The 16,233-nt window shown below is 74.6% G+C and carries 12 protein-coding genes; 9 read left to right on the forward strand and 3 right to left on the reverse strand.

Annotated features, from left to right (window positions below):
- The 3 genes from UW392_RS61745 to UW392_RS61755 form a co-directional block, all read left to right on the forward strand.
- The coding region (locus UW392_RS61745; protein WP_320784283.1) for a restriction endonuclease at positions 1-614 on the forward strand (614 nt) is incomplete at its 5' end.
- A 175-nt stretch (positions 615-789) separates the two neighbouring features.
- On the forward strand, positions 790-1,353 hold the full coding sequence (locus tag UW392_RS61750) for a hypothetical protein (RefSeq protein WP_320784284.1): 564 nt from the start codon (positions 790-792) through the stop codon (positions 1,351-1,353).
- The gene (locus UW392_RS61755; RefSeq protein ID WP_320784285.1) at positions 1,350-2,561 is read left to right on the forward strand and encodes an FAD-dependent monooxygenase; all 1,212 of its coding nucleotides are present in this window, start codon (positions 1,350-1,352) and stop codon (positions 2,559-2,561) included. The genes UW392_RS61750 and UW392_RS61755 overlap by 4 nt, the downstream gene beginning before the upstream one ends.
- A gap of 172 nt (positions 2,562-2,733) precedes the next feature.
- On the opposite strand, the gene UW392_RS61760 is transcribed toward UW392_RS61755, so the two are convergent.
- Positions 2,734-3,690: a PHB depolymerase family esterase gene (locus tag UW392_RS61760; RefSeq protein ID WP_320784286.1), complete on the reverse strand. Its 957-nt coding sequence runs from the start codon at positions 3,688-3,690 to the stop codon at positions 2,734-2,736.
- A gap of 339 nt (positions 3,691-4,029) precedes the next feature.
- Here UW392_RS61760 and UW392_RS61765 point away from each other — a divergent pair, with 339 nt between their 5' ends.
- The 5 genes from UW392_RS61765 to UW392_RS61785 all read left to right on the forward strand — a co-directional run bounded on the left by UW392_RS61765 (position 4,030) and on the right by UW392_RS61785 (position 9,993).
- Positions 4,030-4,797: an IclR family transcriptional regulator gene (locus UW392_RS61765; protein WP_320784287.1), complete on the forward strand. Its 768-nt coding sequence runs from the start codon at positions 4,030-4,032 to the stop codon at positions 4,795-4,797.
- Positions 4,798-5,013: 216 nt separating this feature from the next.
- Complete coding sequence (locus UW392_RS61770; protein ID WP_320784301.1) at positions 5,014-6,579, forward strand: OPT/YSL family transporter; 1,566 nt, start codon at positions 5,014-5,016, stop codon at positions 6,577-6,579.
- A 97-nt stretch (positions 6,580-6,676) separates the two neighbouring features.
- Complete coding sequence (locus UW392_RS61775; RefSeq protein WP_320784288.1) at positions 6,677-7,741, forward strand: hypothetical protein; 1,065 nt, start codon at positions 6,677-6,679, stop codon at positions 7,739-7,741.
- A gap of 106 nt (positions 7,742-7,847) precedes the next feature.
- A complete protein-coding gene (locus tag UW392_RS61780) occupies positions 7,848-9,137 on the forward strand; it encodes an alpha/beta fold hydrolase (RefSeq protein WP_320784289.1) in 1,290 nt (429 codons plus the stop codon).
- Positions 9,138-9,225: 88 nt separating this feature from the next.
- A complete protein-coding gene (locus tag UW392_RS61785) occupies positions 9,226-9,993 on the forward strand; it encodes a histidine phosphatase family protein (protein ID WP_320784290.1) in 768 nt (255 codons plus the stop codon).
- On the opposite strand, the gene UW392_RS61790 is transcribed toward UW392_RS61785, so the two are convergent.
- Entirely contained in the window at positions 9,990-10,886 is an 897-nt protein-coding gene (locus tag UW392_RS61790; RefSeq protein WP_320784291.1) for an SGNH/GDSL hydrolase family protein, read from the reverse strand. The two genes, UW392_RS61785 and UW392_RS61790, sit on opposite strands and share 4 nt — an antisense overlap.
- A 166-nt stretch (positions 10,887-11,052) precedes the next feature.
- Between UW392_RS61790 and UW392_RS61795 the strand changes: the two genes are divergently transcribed.
- Entirely contained in the window at positions 11,053-14,493 is a 3,441-nt protein-coding gene (locus UW392_RS61795) for a phosphodiester glycosidase family protein (protein ID WP_320784292.1), read from the forward strand.
- Here UW392_RS61795 and UW392_RS61800 read toward each other — a convergent pair.
- Positions 14,468-16,210, reverse strand: a complete 1,743-nt coding sequence (locus UW392_RS61800; protein WP_320784293.1) for a tetratricopeptide repeat protein — start codon at positions 16,208-16,210, stop codon at positions 14,468-14,470. The two genes, UW392_RS61795 and UW392_RS61800, sit on opposite strands and share 26 nt — an antisense overlap.
- Positions 16,211-16,233: the final 23 nt, after the last annotated feature.

Consider the following 16,233-nt stretch of genomic DNA (forward strand, 5'->3'; position numbering starts at 1 on the left):
CGACGCCGGGGGCCGCGCCCGCCCCGGCCCCGGTGCCGCCGCGGGCGACGGTGGCGGCGGTGGTGCCGCCTCAGGCGACGGCTGCCGACGAGGCGACCCGTCCGGTCGCCTACCGGGAGGTCCTGGTACCGGTCCCGGTCCCCGAGGGGGAGACGGTGCCCCCGGACGCCGTGGTGCGGCCCGCTCCGGCCGGGGAGGAGCCCACCGTGGTCCTGGCGGACCCGGTCGAGGCCGTCGACTACGTCGAGCTGGACCCCGACGGCTTCGAGGAGGCCATAGCCGACCTCTGCCTGCGCGACGCCTGCCTGGACGTCGAGGTCGTCGGCGGCGCCTGCGACCTGGGCGCCGACGTCGTCGGACGTACCCCCGACGGGCGCCGCATGGTCGTGCAGTGCAAGCGCTACGCCGACGGCAACAAGGTCGGCTCGCAGGACATGCAGCGCTTCGGCGGCACCTGCTTCACCGTCCACGAGGCCGACGTGGCGGTCCTCGTCACGACGAGCGACTTCACCGCTCCCGCACTCGACTACGCGCGGCAGTGCGGCATCGTCTGCGTCGACGGCGACGGCCTGCGCGCGTGGACCGACGGAACGGGACCCGTGCCCTGGTCCTGACCTGAGCCCGACTCCTGCCCGCGCACGTCTGTTTCACGGTATTACCGCCCGATGTGATGAACGGCCGCGTCCCGCGTTACCGGAGGTGACGTTCCGTCTGTTGGGGAAGTGTGCGCACCGTGTGGACGGTGTGCGTGACACGCGGATACGAAGCACGGCGGGCGGAACGGTGACAGTGACCACGACGAAGCGGAAAGCCGGGGACGCGACCCGGGAGTGCGGGGAGCGGATCGCCCGGTTCGCCTCCCCGGCCACCCGGCTGCTGCTGGCCGGCGACGGCCTCACCACCAGGTCCCTCCAGGCGTGGGCCTCGGCCGTGCTGACCGTGGGGAGCCTGGCGTGGCGGGTGCGGGACCGCCACGGCCTCCCCGTGGGGATGGCGGCTGACGTCCTCGGCGAGCACGAGCGACTGGTCGTACGCAGAAGCACACTCGTCGACCCGGCCGGCGCGGTCTGGTCGGCCAACGAGGTCGTCGGACGCCTGGACCTGGACGCGAGGGCCACCGCCTGTCTGCAGGGCCCGGGACCCCTCGGCCCCGCACTGCTCGAAGCGGGCGTGAGCGGCGGCCGCTCCCTCCTCGACGTCGGCCGGATGCCGTGGCCGCTCGCCCCCGGGGCCCGCGCCGCCGCCTACCGCCTCTGTCTGCTCCGCCACGGTGACGAACCCCTCTGCGTGGTCCGGGAGATCTTCAACCCGGCGCTGATCGAGACCGGGCTGCGGCCCGAGTGGCGCCGGTGACCCTCCGGCTGTCGGCCCAGGTGGGCATCGTGGGCGCGGGCCCGGCCGGTCTGGTGGCCGCGTGCGTGCTCGCGCGGGCGGGCGTGGACGTGTGCCTGCTGGAGAAGGAGACCCGGGAGGCCGTGGAGCGGCGCGCCAGGGCCGGCCTCGTCGAACACCGCGTCGCCGAGTACCTCGACGGCAGACGGCTCGCCGACGGCCTGCGGACGCACGGCGTGCGGCACGGCTGGTGCGACATGGTGTGCGAGGGCGAACGGCTGCGCGTCGACTACGCCGCCCTGTCCGGCGGGTTCGGCCACTGGGTCTACCCGCAGCAGGCACTGGTGCGCGACCTCGTCACCCGGTCGGAGGCGGCCGGCTGCCGGCCCCGCTTCGGCCGGGCCGTGCACGCCGTCACCGACGTCGCGGACCGCCCGCGCCTCGTCGGCGAGGGCCTGGAGGTCCGCTGCGACTACGTCCTGTGCTGCGACGGCCCCCACAGCCTCGCCGAACGGCTGGCACCCGGGACGGCCCGGGGCTTCCGCTACCCCTACGACTGGCTCACCGCGCTGGTGGAGGTGGACCGCCCCGTCGAGGGGGTGGTGTACGTGGTCCACCCCGACGGGTTCGCCGGCCTCATGCCGCGCACCGGCCACCGCGCCCGCCTCTACCTCCAGGTGCCGTGCGCGGACCGCGCCGACCACTGGAACCCGGAGCGCGTCCGGTCCGCGTTCCGTTCCCGGTCGGGCCCCGTGGCCGACGGCCTCCCCGCGCTGGGCGCCGTCCTGGAGACCGGCGTGCTCCGGATGCGGGGCATGGTCCGGGACCGGGCGGAGGCGGGCCGGGTCCTCTTCGCCGGGGACGCCGCCCACGTGCTGACCCCCAGCGGGGCCAAAGGGCTCAACCTCGCCGTCGCCGACGCGGCCGACGCCGCGCACAGCCTCATCGACCGCATCCGCCACGGCAGCGGCGCCGCACTGGCCGGGTACGCGCGGCGCCGGGCCGCCGAGGCCTGGCAGGTGCAGGAGTTCTCCGACCGGCTCCTCACCCTGCTGCACCTCCCCGAACCGGCGGGCTCCGACCCGCGGTTCCCGCTCCGCCTCCGCCGGGAGCGGATGGGCCACCTCGGCCGGCCCGGCCCCCAGGCGGCGGCCTTCGCCCACTGGTACGCGGGATCCGGCCGCGCCCCCGACCCCCGGGGCCCGGTTCCGGTGGCCGAGGGCATGTGACGGACCGTCCGGAGGCGGGTTTCCGGCCACAGCAGGTGGAACGGGGCCCTTCCGCCTCTGTTCGTGCCACACTGACCCAAGGCCCGCCGCGCATCCCCCGTCGCGGCGGGCCGTCAGCATGCCGCCGCCGGTTCCGGCTCCGCCGGCCGGCCCGCCGGAGCCGGACCGCGGCTCAGCCGTCCAGGCCGAAGAACCCGGCCGCGTAGTAGGGGCCGCACAGGGAGTCGTAACCCTGGCCGGCGGTGCCGCACCGGTCGATGCCGACGCCGGGATCGACCGGCGCCTCATGACCCATCCCGGCGATCAGATAGGTCTCGACCTGCCCGCCGCCGTACACCTGCTCGGTGACGCCGAGGGCCGGGAACGACGTCGAGGACGGGGTCCGCGAGAGGCCGAGGACGTCGGTCCAGCCGTCGCGCTGCTTCTCCAGCGAGTTCCGGTTGATCACCAGGTCGGAGCCGCCGTGCCAGATCTGCACCCGGGGCCGGGCGCCGGTGTACCCGGGGTGGGCGGAGCGTATTCTGTCGCCCCACTGCCGCGGGGTGAGCGAGTTGACGCGCCCCGGGCACGGGGCGAGCAGACCGGTGTCGAAGTAGTCCGCCTCGGTGTCGGCGCACCCGTAGGCCATGCCGAAGAAGACGGCGCCCGCCGCGAAGACGTCCGGGTAGGCGGCGAGCATCACATTGGTCGCGGCGCCGCCGCCGGAGTACCCGGTGGCGTACACCCGGTCCGCGTCGGCGGCGTACGACGTCTTCATGTGGTCGACCATCTGGACCACGGAGAGCGCCTCGCCCTGCCCGGCGCGGGTGCGGTCGGCGGGGTTCCAGGCGCTGAAGCACGTGTGCGGTATCAGGCCGCCGGAGCCGACGTTCTCCTCCTTCTGCTCCGGCAGGACGAGGGTGAAGCCGTAGGCGTCGGCGTACTTGCGCCACCCGGTGTTCACGTCGAGGTCCCGCGCCGAGCCGCCGCAGCCGTGGAAGAGGACCACGACCGGGGCGCCGCTCGTCGCCGACGCGGGGACGTAGGCGAACATCCGCAGGTTGCCCGGGTTGGAACCGAAGGCCGTCACCTCGTGGAAGCCGGTCTGCGCACGGGCGGGACCGGCGGAGAGGAACAGCGCGGCCACCATCGCGGCCAGGGCGACCAGGGCGGTGCCCGGCCGGAACGGTGAGCGGCGGGACCGCGCTCCCGCCGCGCTGCGTACGGGGCTCTGTACGGGGCTGTGTAGGGACATGGACCGCAGCATGGAGCGCGCCGTGCGGCCCGCCATCGGCAAGATGACCGGCCCGGAACACCTTGGCGCGCACCCGCCGCCCGGTGCGGGAACCAACCGACAGGCTTACCGGAAAGTATTGACTTCCCGTACACCCGATGGCCATAGTTCTCGCCGCTCAGCGCAACGGCGTTGCGCTGAGCGCACCGGCCGGTGGAAGCGCACCGGTCCGCACGAGCGAGGAAAGCGGGTCCCATGACCGAGGCGGAGTCCCCGAAAGGGATGCTGCAGAGCGTCGACCGAGCGTTGACCGCCCTGCTCTCCTTCACCGAGCGGCGCCCCGAGTGGGGCGTGAGCGAGCTGGCCCGGGAGCACGGCTGGGACAAGGCCGTCGCCCAGCGGCTGCTCGCCACCCTCACCGCGCGCGGTTTCCTCATGTGCGACGACACCACCCGCCGCTACCGGCTGGGCCCCTCGGTCTCCCGCCTCGCCCGGGTCGGCGAGCACAGCGGTGTGCTGCCCTCCCTGGTGCGGCCCGTGCTGGCCCGGCTGCTGCGGGAGACCGGGGAGAGCGTCGTCCTCAACGTGCCGCAGGGCAGCGGTTACCGCTGCGCCGCCGCCGTCGACGGCACCGGCCCGGTCCGCTACACCGCGATAGTCGGCGCTCTCATGCCCGGTCACGCCGGAGCGTCCGGCCACGCGATCTTCGCCCACTACCCGGAGCCCGAACTGCGCCAGCTGTTCGGCGCCAGCCCGCTCCAGCGCTTCAACGAACACACCGTCACCGACTTCGACGCCCTGCTGCGGCGCTACGCGCGAGTCCGGCAGGACGGCGTCAGCGTCAGCCACGGCGAGTACGACGAGGCCGTCACGGCCGTCGCCGCGCCGGTCTTCCAGGCCGGCACCGTCGCCGCGTCGCTGACCGTCATCGGTCCGGCGCACCGCGTCTCCCGCGCGCAGGACCACCTCACCGCCCTGGTCAGGGCAGCCGCCGACGAGGCCGGCACCGCCTTCGGCGGCTGACCCCGCCCGGCCTTCCCGACCCGCACCCGCACGCCGCAGTCCGCGAGCCCGTAGCCGCGGGACCGCGCCCCCGCGCGCCCATGGTCCCGCCCTCGTCGAAAGGGGTGTCACGTGTCACCTCGTTCTTCCTCCGCCACCGACCCGGCCGCGGGGGAGACCCCGCCGCCGTCCGGCGCCGAGGACACCGGCCACGCCCACCCCAAGGTGCGCGAGCCCATGACGTTCGTCCTGCTCGCCGTCCTGTCGGTGGTGGGCGCGGTCATCGGCGCCGACCTCGTCGCCAAGCTCGGCATCTCCGCCAACACCGCCGTGGTCGGCGCGCTCATCGCGATGCTCATCGGCCGCGTCCCCGTCGCCGGGCTGCGCCGGATGCGCTCCGTGCACCGGCAGAACCTCGCCCAGAGCGCCATCTCCGCGGCCACCTTCGCCTCCGCCAACGTCCTGCTCACCTCGATCGCCGTGCCGTACGTCTTCGGCCGCCGCGACCTGGTCTGGCCGATGCTCGCCGGTTCCTTCGCCGGGCTGCTGATCGACGCCTGGGTGCTCTACCGCTCCTTCGGCTCCCGGCTGCTGCCCGCCGACGCCGCCTGGCCGCCCGGCACCGCCGCCGCGGAGACCATCAAGGCCGGCGACAAGGGCGGCAAGCGCGCCCTCGTGCTCGGCGCCGGCACCCTCGTCGGCCTCGGCGGCACCCTGTTCAGCCTGCCGCTGTCCGCCGCGGGCGTCGCCTTCCTCGGCAACGTCTGGGCCCTGCTGATGTTCGGCATCGGCCTGGGCATCGCCCAGTACGTCCCCGGCATCCTCGACGTCGACCTCGCGGGCGACTTCATCCCGCACGGCGTCATGGTCGGCGCCGGTGTGGTCGCCCTCGGCCAGGCCGTCCACCTGCTCGTCGGACGCCGCGCCGAGCGTGCCGCCGCCGACCCGGCGCCGCGGGAACCCGTCGACCCCACCCGCCGCACCACCGTCGACGAGACCACGCTGCGCCGCACCCTGGTCCGCGGCTACCTGCTGTTCGCCGCCGGTGCCGTCGTGCTCGCCGCGTTCGGCGGCGTCCTCGGCGACATGAGCCCGCTCGCCCTCGTGGGCTGGGTGCTCTTCGCGGCGTTCGCGGCCCTGGTCCACGAGCTGATCGTCGGCCTCGCCGCGATGCAGTCGGGCTGGTTCCCGTCCTTCGCCGTCACCCTCATCTTCCTCATCGCGGGCCTGCTCATCGGCATCCCCTCGGTACCGCTGGCACTGCTCGTCGGCTACGTCTCCGCCACCGGCCCCGCCTTCGCCGACATGGGCTACGACCTCAAGGCCGGCTGGCTGCTGCGCAAGGACCACCGGCCCTGGGACCCGTACGAGCGGGCCGGACGGCGGGAGCAGTTCCGGGCGGCGCTCATCGGCTTCGCCGCCGCCCTCGTCGTCGTCGCCGTGCTGTGGCAGTCCTACTTCCGCCAGGGCCTCATCCCGCCGGTCGCCCGGATCTACGCCGACACCGTCAAGACCGGCCTGGACGCGCCCGGCGTCCTCACCCACCTGCTGCTCTGGGCGATCCCCGGCGCGGTGATCCAGCTGCTCGGCGGGGCCAAGCGGCAGATGGGCGTCATGCTCGCCACCGGTCTGCTGGTCGCCACCCCCACCGCCTGCTGGCTCGTCATCGGCGCGCTGCTCGTCCGCGTCGGCTACCGCAGGTGGCGCGGCGACCGCGCCGACGAGGAGCTGAACCTGGTCGGCGCCGGACTCATCGCCGGCAGCTCGATCGGCGACTCCGCGCAGATCGTCAAGGCGGGGTGAACCGGCCGTGCCGTCCCCGGCCCGCCCTCCGCCGTCCGCCGCACCGCCCCGTCCGACCGCACCACCGAGCCCCGCGCTCCCGCCTTAGGAGATCACCATGGAGATGTTCAGCCGCCTCGAACCGCGCCCCGAGTACCTGGGGTTCGAACTCGCGCTGGCCGCGCGCAAGCTGGTCGAGGAGGTCATGCTGGTCAAGCCCGGCGAGCACGTCGTGCTGACCGGTGACACCAGCAGCGACCGCCGGGTCCTCGACGCCACCGCGCAGGCCGTCGCCGCGGCCGGCGCCCACCCGGTCGTCGTCTGGTCCGAGACGCTGCCCAGCTCCTCCATGGAGCCGCCCCGCCCGGTCGCCGGCGCCATCGCCAACGCCGACGTGTGGATCGAGTTCGCCGTCTCCTACCTGATGCACTCCGACGCCTTCCGCGCCGCGATGGCGAACGGCTGCCGGTACACCAACCTCACCGCGATGGATGTCCACATGCTGGTCGCCACCGTGGGCCGCCCCGACTTCCAGGGCGTGATCAAGCTCGGCAAGGCACTGGTACGCCTCCTGGAGGCGGCCGACGAGGTCCGCATCACCTCGCCCAACGGCACCGACCTCGTCGGCCGCAACGGCGACCGCCCGATCAACCTGCGCGGCAAGCCCGCCGAGAAGCCCGGCGAGACCGTGATGCTCTCCGGGCAGATCTCCTGGAACCCGCTGGAGGAGACCCAGGACGGCGTCCTCGTCTTCGACGGCGCCCTGTGGCCGCCGGACCAGCTGGGCCTGCTGCGCTCCCCGGTCCGCCTCACCGTCGAGCGGGGCGTCGTCACGGAGATCGAGGGCGGCCGGGACGCGGACGTCTTCCGCAACTGGATGGCCTCCTGGAACGACCCCAACATGTACCGCGTCGCCCACTGGTCGCTCGGCTTCAACCCCGGCGTGCCCGCGCCGACCGGCCGCATCGTCGAGGACGAGCGCGTCTTCGGCTGCGTGGAACTCGGCATCGGCACCAAGGGCGCCTGGATAGGCGGCGAGCCCTGGGTGGCGGCGGCCCACACCGACGGCTCGATCGTCGGCCCGTCGATCTACCTCGACGGCGAGTGTGTGGAGAAGGACGGCGTGTACATCCACCCCGAACTGGTGGAGATCTGCCGTGAGCTGGGGGTCGAGGGCTACTGACCGCAACGGGGCGGCGGGAGGGACTCCGATACCCTCCTGCCGCCCGGCGGGTCCCGCGCACCGGGACCCGCACCGCCCCCGCCCGCGACCGTCCCGGAGTACCGCCATGACCACCACCCCCGGAGCCACCTACCGTCACCACGGCCTGGTCTGCGCCGATCACACCCTCGACGTCCCGCTGGACCACGCCAGGCCCGACGGAGAGCGCATCACCCTCTTCGCCCGCGAGGTCGTCGCCGCCGGGCAGGAAGGCCGGGACCTGCCGCGGCTGCTGTGGCTGCAGGGCGGTCCGGGCGGCCGGGCCGAGCGCCCCAACGCGGCCGGAGCCTGGCTGCGCCGCGCGCTGAAGGAGTACCGCGTCGTCCTCCTGGACCAGCGCGGCACCGGCCGCTCCACCCCGGCCGACCGCGTCACCCTCGACGGCCGGCCCGACGCCGCCGGGTACCTCACCCACTTCCGCGCCGACTCCGTCGTCCGCGACGCCGAACAGCTGCGCCGCGCCCTCCAGGGCGACCGCCCCTGGAGCGTGCTCGGCCAGAGCTTCGGCGGGTTCTGCGCGCTGACCTACCTCAGCCACGCCCCCGAGGGACTCGACCAGGTATACGTCACCGGTGGCCTGCCCACCCTGACCGGCCACGCCGACGACGTGTACCGGGCCGCCTACCGCCGCACCCTCGCGCACAACGAGCGGTACTTCGCCCGCTACCCCGGTGACCAGCGGCTCGCCGACGCCGTCGCCGCGCACCTCGCGGAGCACGACGTCCGCATGCCGTCGGGGGAGCGGCTCTCCGCGCGCCGCTTCCAGACCATGGGCATCACCTTCGGCACCGCGTCCGGCTTCGACAGCCTGCACTACCTGCTGGAGACCGCGTTCGTCGAAGGGCCGGGCGGGCCCCGGCTCTCCGACCCGTTCCTGCGCGGCCTGGACGCCACGCTGTCCTTCGCGGTGCGCCCGCTCTACGCCGTCCTGCACGAGCCGATCTACGCCCAGGGCGGCCCGGCCACGGCCTGGTCGGCGCACCGGGTGCGGGAGGAGTTCCCCGAGTTCGACGCGGCGGGCGGCGGCCCGCTCCGCCTCACCGGCGAGATGATCTACCCCTGGCAGTTCGAGGAGGACCCGGCGCTCGTCCCGCTGCGGGACACCGCCGACCGCCTCGCCCACCGCACCGACTGGCCGCCCCTCTACGACCTCGACCGGCTCGCCGCCAACGAGGTGCCGGTCGTCGCCGCCGTCTACCACGACGACATGTTCGTCGACCGCGACCACGCTCTGGAGACCGCCGGCCTCGTCCGCGGCCTGCGGCGCTGGGTCACCGACGCCCACGCCCACGACGGCGTCCGCGCGGACGCGGCGGTGTTCGACCGGCTGCTGGCGATGGCCCGCGGGCAGGTGTGACCTCCGCGGGCGGTCCGTGAGGGGGGACGCGTCCCGGGTAAGTATCCGGACCGGAGCGGACACGCCCCCGACACGAGCAGGAGGCCGGATGGGCCAGCCACACACCGCCACGCCGCACGGCTCACCCCCCGCCCTCGCGCCGCCGTGCGGACTCGGCGCGCTGTGGGCGGTGCGGCACGGGCAGTCCACGGCCAACGTGGCCTTCGCCGCGGCCGAGCGCGCGGGCCGGGACGCCCGGCCGGTACCGGGCCGGGACCGCGATGTCCCGCTGTCCGCCGCGGGCAGCGCCCAGGCCGCGGCGCTCGGCCGCTGGCTGGCGGGCCGGGATGCCGGCACGGGACCTGACCTCGTCGTGTGCTCGCCCTACGCCCGCGCCCGGCAGACCTGGCGGGTCATGGCCGACACCGCGGCGGGCACGTACGGTGCCGGCCTGCCCGTGGTCCTCGACGAGCGCCTGCGGGACCGGGAGATGGGCGTCTACGAACTGTGGCCCCCGCGGGTGCTCCGCGACCGTGCGCCGGAGGAGGCCGCGCGGCGGGAGCGGACGGGGGAGTGGTGGTACCGGCCGCCCGGTGGCGAGGCCCACACCGACGTCGCCGTGCGGGTGCGGCAGTTCGTCACCGAGCTGGGCGCCGCCGCCCCCGGACGCCGGGTGCTGCTGGTGGCGCACGACGCGGTGATCGTCGCCCTGCGCCATGTGCTGACCGGGATCGGGGCCGAGGCCCCCGACCGGCCGCCGCCCGTGCCGAACGCCTCCGTCTCCCACTGGCGCGGCGACGGCCGCCGCCTCACGGCGGCCGTCTGGGGCGACACCGCGCACCTGGCCGCGCCGGACGGCGGCGGCCGGGACGGCTAGCCGAGGCCCAGGACGTTCACGACGTGCTCGGCCATGCGCCGCTCCCCGAGGGCGTTGGGGTGGACGGGGACCAGGTTGGCGGAGAAGAGCAGCGGTTCGATCCACCGGGTGCCGCTCGCCGCGCAGGCGTCGTGGCCCTCGGAGACCTTCGAGAAGTCCACGAAGACGGCGCCTGTCTCCTCGGCGGCCCGTTCGACGGCCGCGTTGAGCCGCGTCTGGATGGTGCGCAGATAGGGCACGTCGCCCTCGGCGACGGGCAGCTTGACGAAGCAGGACGGGTCGGCGGAGGCGGGCATGATCCAGGGGTAGCCCAGCGCGGCCACGCGGGCTCCGGGCGCCTTGGCGCGGACGCTCCGCAGCGCCGCCTTCAGCGCGGGATAGGTGTTCGTGTCGATCTGGTCCACGAACGAGCTGCCGTACCGGTCCTCGCAGGGGCTGCCCTTGCCGCCGCTGAGGACGCCCGCGGCGCCGCAGGACGTCACCGCGTTGATGAAGGTGCTGTTGTCGTTGCCGCCGATGGTCAGCGTGACCAGGTCGGTGCCGGCGTCCAGGGCGTTCACCTGCGGCCCCACGCCCGGGTACTGGGCCTGGGTGAAGTGTGAGGTCTGCGCGGCGCCGCAGGTGACGTCCGTGAGGCGGGCGCCCGTCTCGGCGGCGATGACGTGCGGGTAGTTGGCGGTGGACCGCAGACACAGGGGGCTGCTGAGATCCACGGGCAGGACGCCCGACCCCGCGCTGTAACTGTCGCCGAGGGCCACGTAGTCCAGGGCCGCGGCCGTTTCCGTGGCCGTTCCCGCGGCCGCCTGCGCGGTGGTGCCGGTCAGGCTCAGGGCCAGTGCGCCGACGGCCGCTGCTGTCGAGGTCATGACACGTCTCGGTACACGCTTCGTCATGCGATGCCCTCTTTCCGGGAGTTGCCCCCAGGTAATACTGATAAGTAGTACCGATAAGTAATGTGCGGCCCGCGAGACGCGGAGTCAACAGGGGTGACACGACCCGTCGTCGTCGTGAGTCCATAGCCTCATGTCCTCCAATGAACTCCCCGCGAGAAACACGGCCTTGAGCCGTCGTGGTCTGCTCACCGGAGCGGTCGCCGCCGCCCTCACCGCGGCGACCGGCACCGCCGCCACGGCCGCTCCGGCCCGGCCCGCCGACGGGCCACCGCCCGGTACCAGCGCCGGTTCCGCTCCACGGAACGCCGCCCCCCGCTTCGAGATCCCCGAGTACCGCACCACCGTCCCGGGCGAATCCGTGGAGACCGACCGGGTGGACACCCCGGTCGCCCCCGGCATCGTCCTCACCACCTTCGCCACCTACGGCCGCACCGGCTGGACGCGCGTCCACGTCCTCAACGCCGACCTGCGTGACACCGACGTGGGCGTCGGCCTGCTGGCCGGCCGGGTCAGCGCGACCAGTACCCCCTCCGAACTGGCCGCGGCACACGGCGCGGTCGCCGCCGTCAACGGCGACTTCTTCGACATCACGCGTACGAACGCCGCCATCGGACCCGAGATCCAGGACGGCCGGGTCCGCAAGGGCGCCGCCACGGCCACCACCGCCGTCACCGTCGGCGCGGACCGCGTCGCCCGCCTCGCCGACCTGCTGATCCAGGGCACGGTCACGGTGACCGGCACCGCCCGCCCGCTGGCCGCGCTCAACTCGCCCGCCCCGCCCGCCGACGGCCTCACCGTCTACACCCCGCTGTGGGGACCCGGCCCGCGCACCACCGTCACCGCCCCCGGCCCGTACACCGAACTCGTCGTCACCGGCGGCACGGTCACCGCCGTCCACGACCGGCTCACCGACACCGCCGTCCCCGAGGACGGACTGATCGTGGTGGGCCGGGGCACGGCCGCCGCCCGGCTCGCCGCGGCCCGTCCGGGCGACCCCGTCACGGTCGGCTTCGCCCCCCGCTCCGACGCACCCGCCGCACCGCGCACGGCGCTGGGCAGCGGCGCTGTCCTGGTCCGGGACGGCCGGGCCGTCGACTTCCCGCCGAGCGAGGGCAACGACGCCGGCAAACCCCGCACGGTCATCGGCTGGCCGGCCGGGGGACACCGCCTGCTGCTGGTCGCCGTCGACGGCTCCGCCGACTTCTCCGCCGGCCTCACCTACGACGCCACCGCCGCGCTCCTGGTCCGGCTCGGCGCCGCCGAGGCGTTCATGCTGGACGGCGGCGGCTCCACCGGCATGGTCGCCCGGCACCCCGGCGACCGCGCCGTCACCGTCGTCAACACCCCCTCCGACGGCGCCGAACGCCCCGTGCCCAACGGGGTCGGTCTCTTCGGCCCGACGGGCTCGGGCACCCTGCGCGGCCTCGACGTACGCCCCGCCGCCGACCGCGTCGTCCCCGGCCTCACCCTGGACGTCACCGCCGCCGGCCACGACGAGACGTGGTCGCCGGCGACCACGGACGGCCACCGGATCGACTGGGCCGCGCGGCCCCGCACCCTCGGCCGCACGGCCGACGGCGTCTTCCGCGCCGGACGACCCGGCACCGGCACCCTCACCGCACGGGCCGGCGCCGCCCACGGCGAGCACCCACTGCGCGTCGTCGGCCCGCTGCACCGGCTCGCCTTCACCGAACCGGTCCTCACCGTCGAACCCGGCGCCACCGCGCTCACCACCCTGACCGGCTACGACACCGACGGCTTCGACGCCCCGGTGGCCGGACGCGACGCCACCCTCGACCACGACAAGGCCGTCGTCGACGTCGGCGTGACCGCCGACGGGCACCTCGCCGTCACCGGCGTCGCCGCGTCCGGCGGCGAGTCGACCGTCCTCACCGCGACCGTGGACGGCGTCACCGCCCGGCTCACCGTGACGGTGGGCCTCGCCGACGTACCCCTCACCGAGTTCGAACCGGACGAGACCTGGACCGCCCTGGCCACCCGCGCCACCGCCACCGCCCAGGCCGTCACCGCACCCGACCGGCCCGGCGCCGCCCCGGACAACCACGCCCTGCGCCTCACCTACGACTTCACCGGCCGGACCAGCACCTCCGCGGCCTACGCCGTGGCGGGCACCCCGATCACCCTGCCCGCCGGCACCAGACGGCTCGCCCTGTGGGTGAAGGGCGACGGCCGCGGCCACTGGCTGCGCGCCATGCTCCGCTCCCGGTCCACCACCAACGTGCCCTTCACCTTCACCACCGCCGTCGACTGGACGGGCTGGCGCCGGGTCGTCGGTGACGTCCCCGCCGGGTTCTCCGGACCGGTCACCCTGCTGCGGCTCTACCTCGTGGAGACCTCGCAGACCAACAAGAACGCCGGAGCGGTGGAGTTCGACGCCCTCGTCGCACAGACCGGACAGCGGCCGGAGACCACCGCACCACCGCTGTCCGACCCCTACGTGGTCGGACAGGCGGGGCTGCCGCGCGGCCGGTGGACCTTCGCCGTCCTCTCCGACCTGCACGTCGGCGCCGCGGCCGGACCCGACTCGTTCTCCGCGCGGCAGGCGGCCGTCGCACTGGACCAGGCGGTCGCCGCCGGCCCCGACTTCCTCCTGATCAACGGGGACTTCGTCGACGACAACGGACCGGCCGACTTCGACCTCGCCCACACCCTGCTCCGCGACCACGTACCGGCCGGACTGCCCGTGTACTGGACACCCGGCAACCACGAGGCGGGCCTTTCCGCCACCGGCGGCCTCGACGCCTTCCTCGCGGCCACCGGCCGCCCCAACCGGCAGACCTTCGACCACAAGGGCACCCGGTTCGTCCTGCTCGACTCGCACACCGGTGACATCCGGACCTCCGACTGGGACCAGGTCCCCGCCCTCAGGGCCGCACTGGACCGGGCCGCCCGGGACTCCGCCGTCACCGGCGTCGTCGTCTCCTTCCACCACCCCCTGCACGACCCGTCCGGCGCGGGCACCTCCCAGCTCTCCGACCGGCTCTCCGCCGAGCTTCTCACCCGCTGGCTCGCCGACTTCCGGGAGACCTCCGGCAAACCCGTCGCCCTCTTCACCGGCCACGCCCACACCGCGTCCGTCACCCGCGCCGACGGCGTCCTCAACGTGACCACCCCCGCCGTCGGCAAAACCCCCTACAGCTCACCCGACCAGGGCGGCTTCTTCGGCTGGATGCACGTCGCCGTCGACCCCCGGCCCGCCCGGATCCGGCCCGGCCTGCCCAGCCCGCGCACCCGGGACTGGCTCCAGGCGGAGAGCCGCCCCCTGATCGACACGGTCGAGGTGACCGCCCCCGCCGAACTCGCCACCGGCACGTCCGCCGCGGTCTCGGCCACCGGCATCACCACCGAGTACGGCCTCGCCTTCCCGCTGCGCCACCCCGCCAGCGTCGTCTGGTCCGGCTCCCCGGGCCTGGCCGTCACGGCCTCGGCCGCCGCGGCTAAACGGGCCGCCGCGTCCCGGCGCACCCTGGCCGTCCTCGACCTCACCGCCCACACCCTCACGGCGGTCCGGCCCGGCCGGGTGACGCTGACGGTGGCGTCGGGGGGCCGCACGGGGTCGGTCACGGTGGCTCTGACCGGCCCCTGACCACGGCGGGACGGACGTTCATGAACGCGGCCCACTTCGCACCGGCCTCCGACGTCCACAGATTGCGGAGATCCGGGTCATGGGCGATCCAGTCGCCGGTCAGGGTGGAGTCGTGCGTCCGGGTGCTGCGGTCGAGCTGGTTGAGGGCGCTGCGCGTGCAGTCCTCCCGCCACTGCTCGGTCGTGTAGTCCCGCGGCAGGCTCCAGTCGGGCAGCTTCACGGCCAGGGCGAGGAAACAGGCGGCGTTGTAGTGCGTCATCCACCCGGTCGACGCCTTGCGCTCCGGACCCCAGTGCCGTGAGGTGGCCCGCGCCCGGCGCATCACGTCACGGTGCTGCTCCATGCCGTGCGCCGAACGGCCCAGGGTGTGGTCGTCGTGGAGCAGCCGTCGCACACCCGAGCCGCGCCGCGGCCGCCGTTTGCGCACGAGGACCTCCCGGGCCACCCGGTCGAACGCGTCGCGCACCTTCGCGCACTGCTCCTCGGTGGTCTCCCGGTCGTGGCCGTTGTGCTGGATCTCGGTGAGATCGTGCGCGGCCAGCGCGATGTGGATCGCTCCGAGGAACGTACGGCGCTGCGACCGCCGGGCCGGGAGCGGCAGCGGCAGCAGCCACGAACCCCAGTAGCGGCGCTCCCCGCTGTTGTACCGGCCGCCCGGGATGATGCTGCGCAGCCAGCGCCGCAGCAGCGACGGCAGCCGCAGCCGCTCGCAGATGTCGTCCAGGTGCTCCCGGGCGAGCGCGGGCATGTCCCTGAGCCGTGCCGCGTCCTCCGAAGGCAGGTTCCGGTCGCGCAGCAGGGGCCGCGCGGCCCGCGAGTAGGCGATGGCCATGCGGTACGCGGTCTCTATGTGCTCCGACCACAGCTTGGTGCAGCCCTGGTAGATGGTGATGGCCCGCTGGTACTCGGCGGGATGGTCGGCGTACTTCAGCTCGATCAGCGCCGCCTCGCTGTGCCGGACCAGCAGGTTGCCGGGGGCGAACCGCGCCGCCTGCTCGAAGGCGCGCAGGGCCTCGTCGTACTCGCCCACGGCGTGCTGGCCGCCGGCCTGGTTCTGGGCCCGCTGCTCGTACATGCCCCGCCGGTAGTGGGCGACGGCCTGCTCGTCCTGGCCCCACCGCTCCCAGCGCGGTATGCGCCGCAGCATCGCCGGCTGGTTGCGCACCTTCCAGATGCAGTGCACGGCGATCTTCTCCAGCAGCCGCTCCTCGTCCTCGTCGGCGATGACGGCCGCGGCGATGATGCGGTTGTGCGGCACCCGGACGATGGTCACCGACACCCGGTGCCGCGCGCCGTGGTCACCCAGCGCCTCCAGGTGGACGGCGTATCCCGGCGGCCCGGCGATGGCCACCCGGAGCACCGAGCCGATCCAGCCCTGGGTCGGGTCGGAGGCCTGCGGACGGCTGTCCGCCCCGGCGGTCGAGGCACCGCCCGGGGCCAGGATGCTCTCGCCGCCGTGCTCCGTGAGGTGCGCCGCCAGATGCGCCGTCAGCTCCGACGACGGCCGGACCGCCTCTTCACCGGGCCCCTCCGGCGGGGGACTTCCCGAGTTCGACGGCACCAGGATCAGCGGCAGGATGCGCCCCCGCGCCCGCATCCGGTGGCTCAGCGAGGACACCCCGCGCACCGCCCCCAGCGCCAGCAGGACCGTGAGCGCCAGGAACACCCCCTGCGCCGCCGTGTGCACCGCCTTCACCAGGACATCGTCCAGTCCCATGTCCGCCCCCTGACCGCGACCGG

The sequence above is a fragment of the Streptomyces sp. CRN 30 genome (assembly GCF_034105845.1).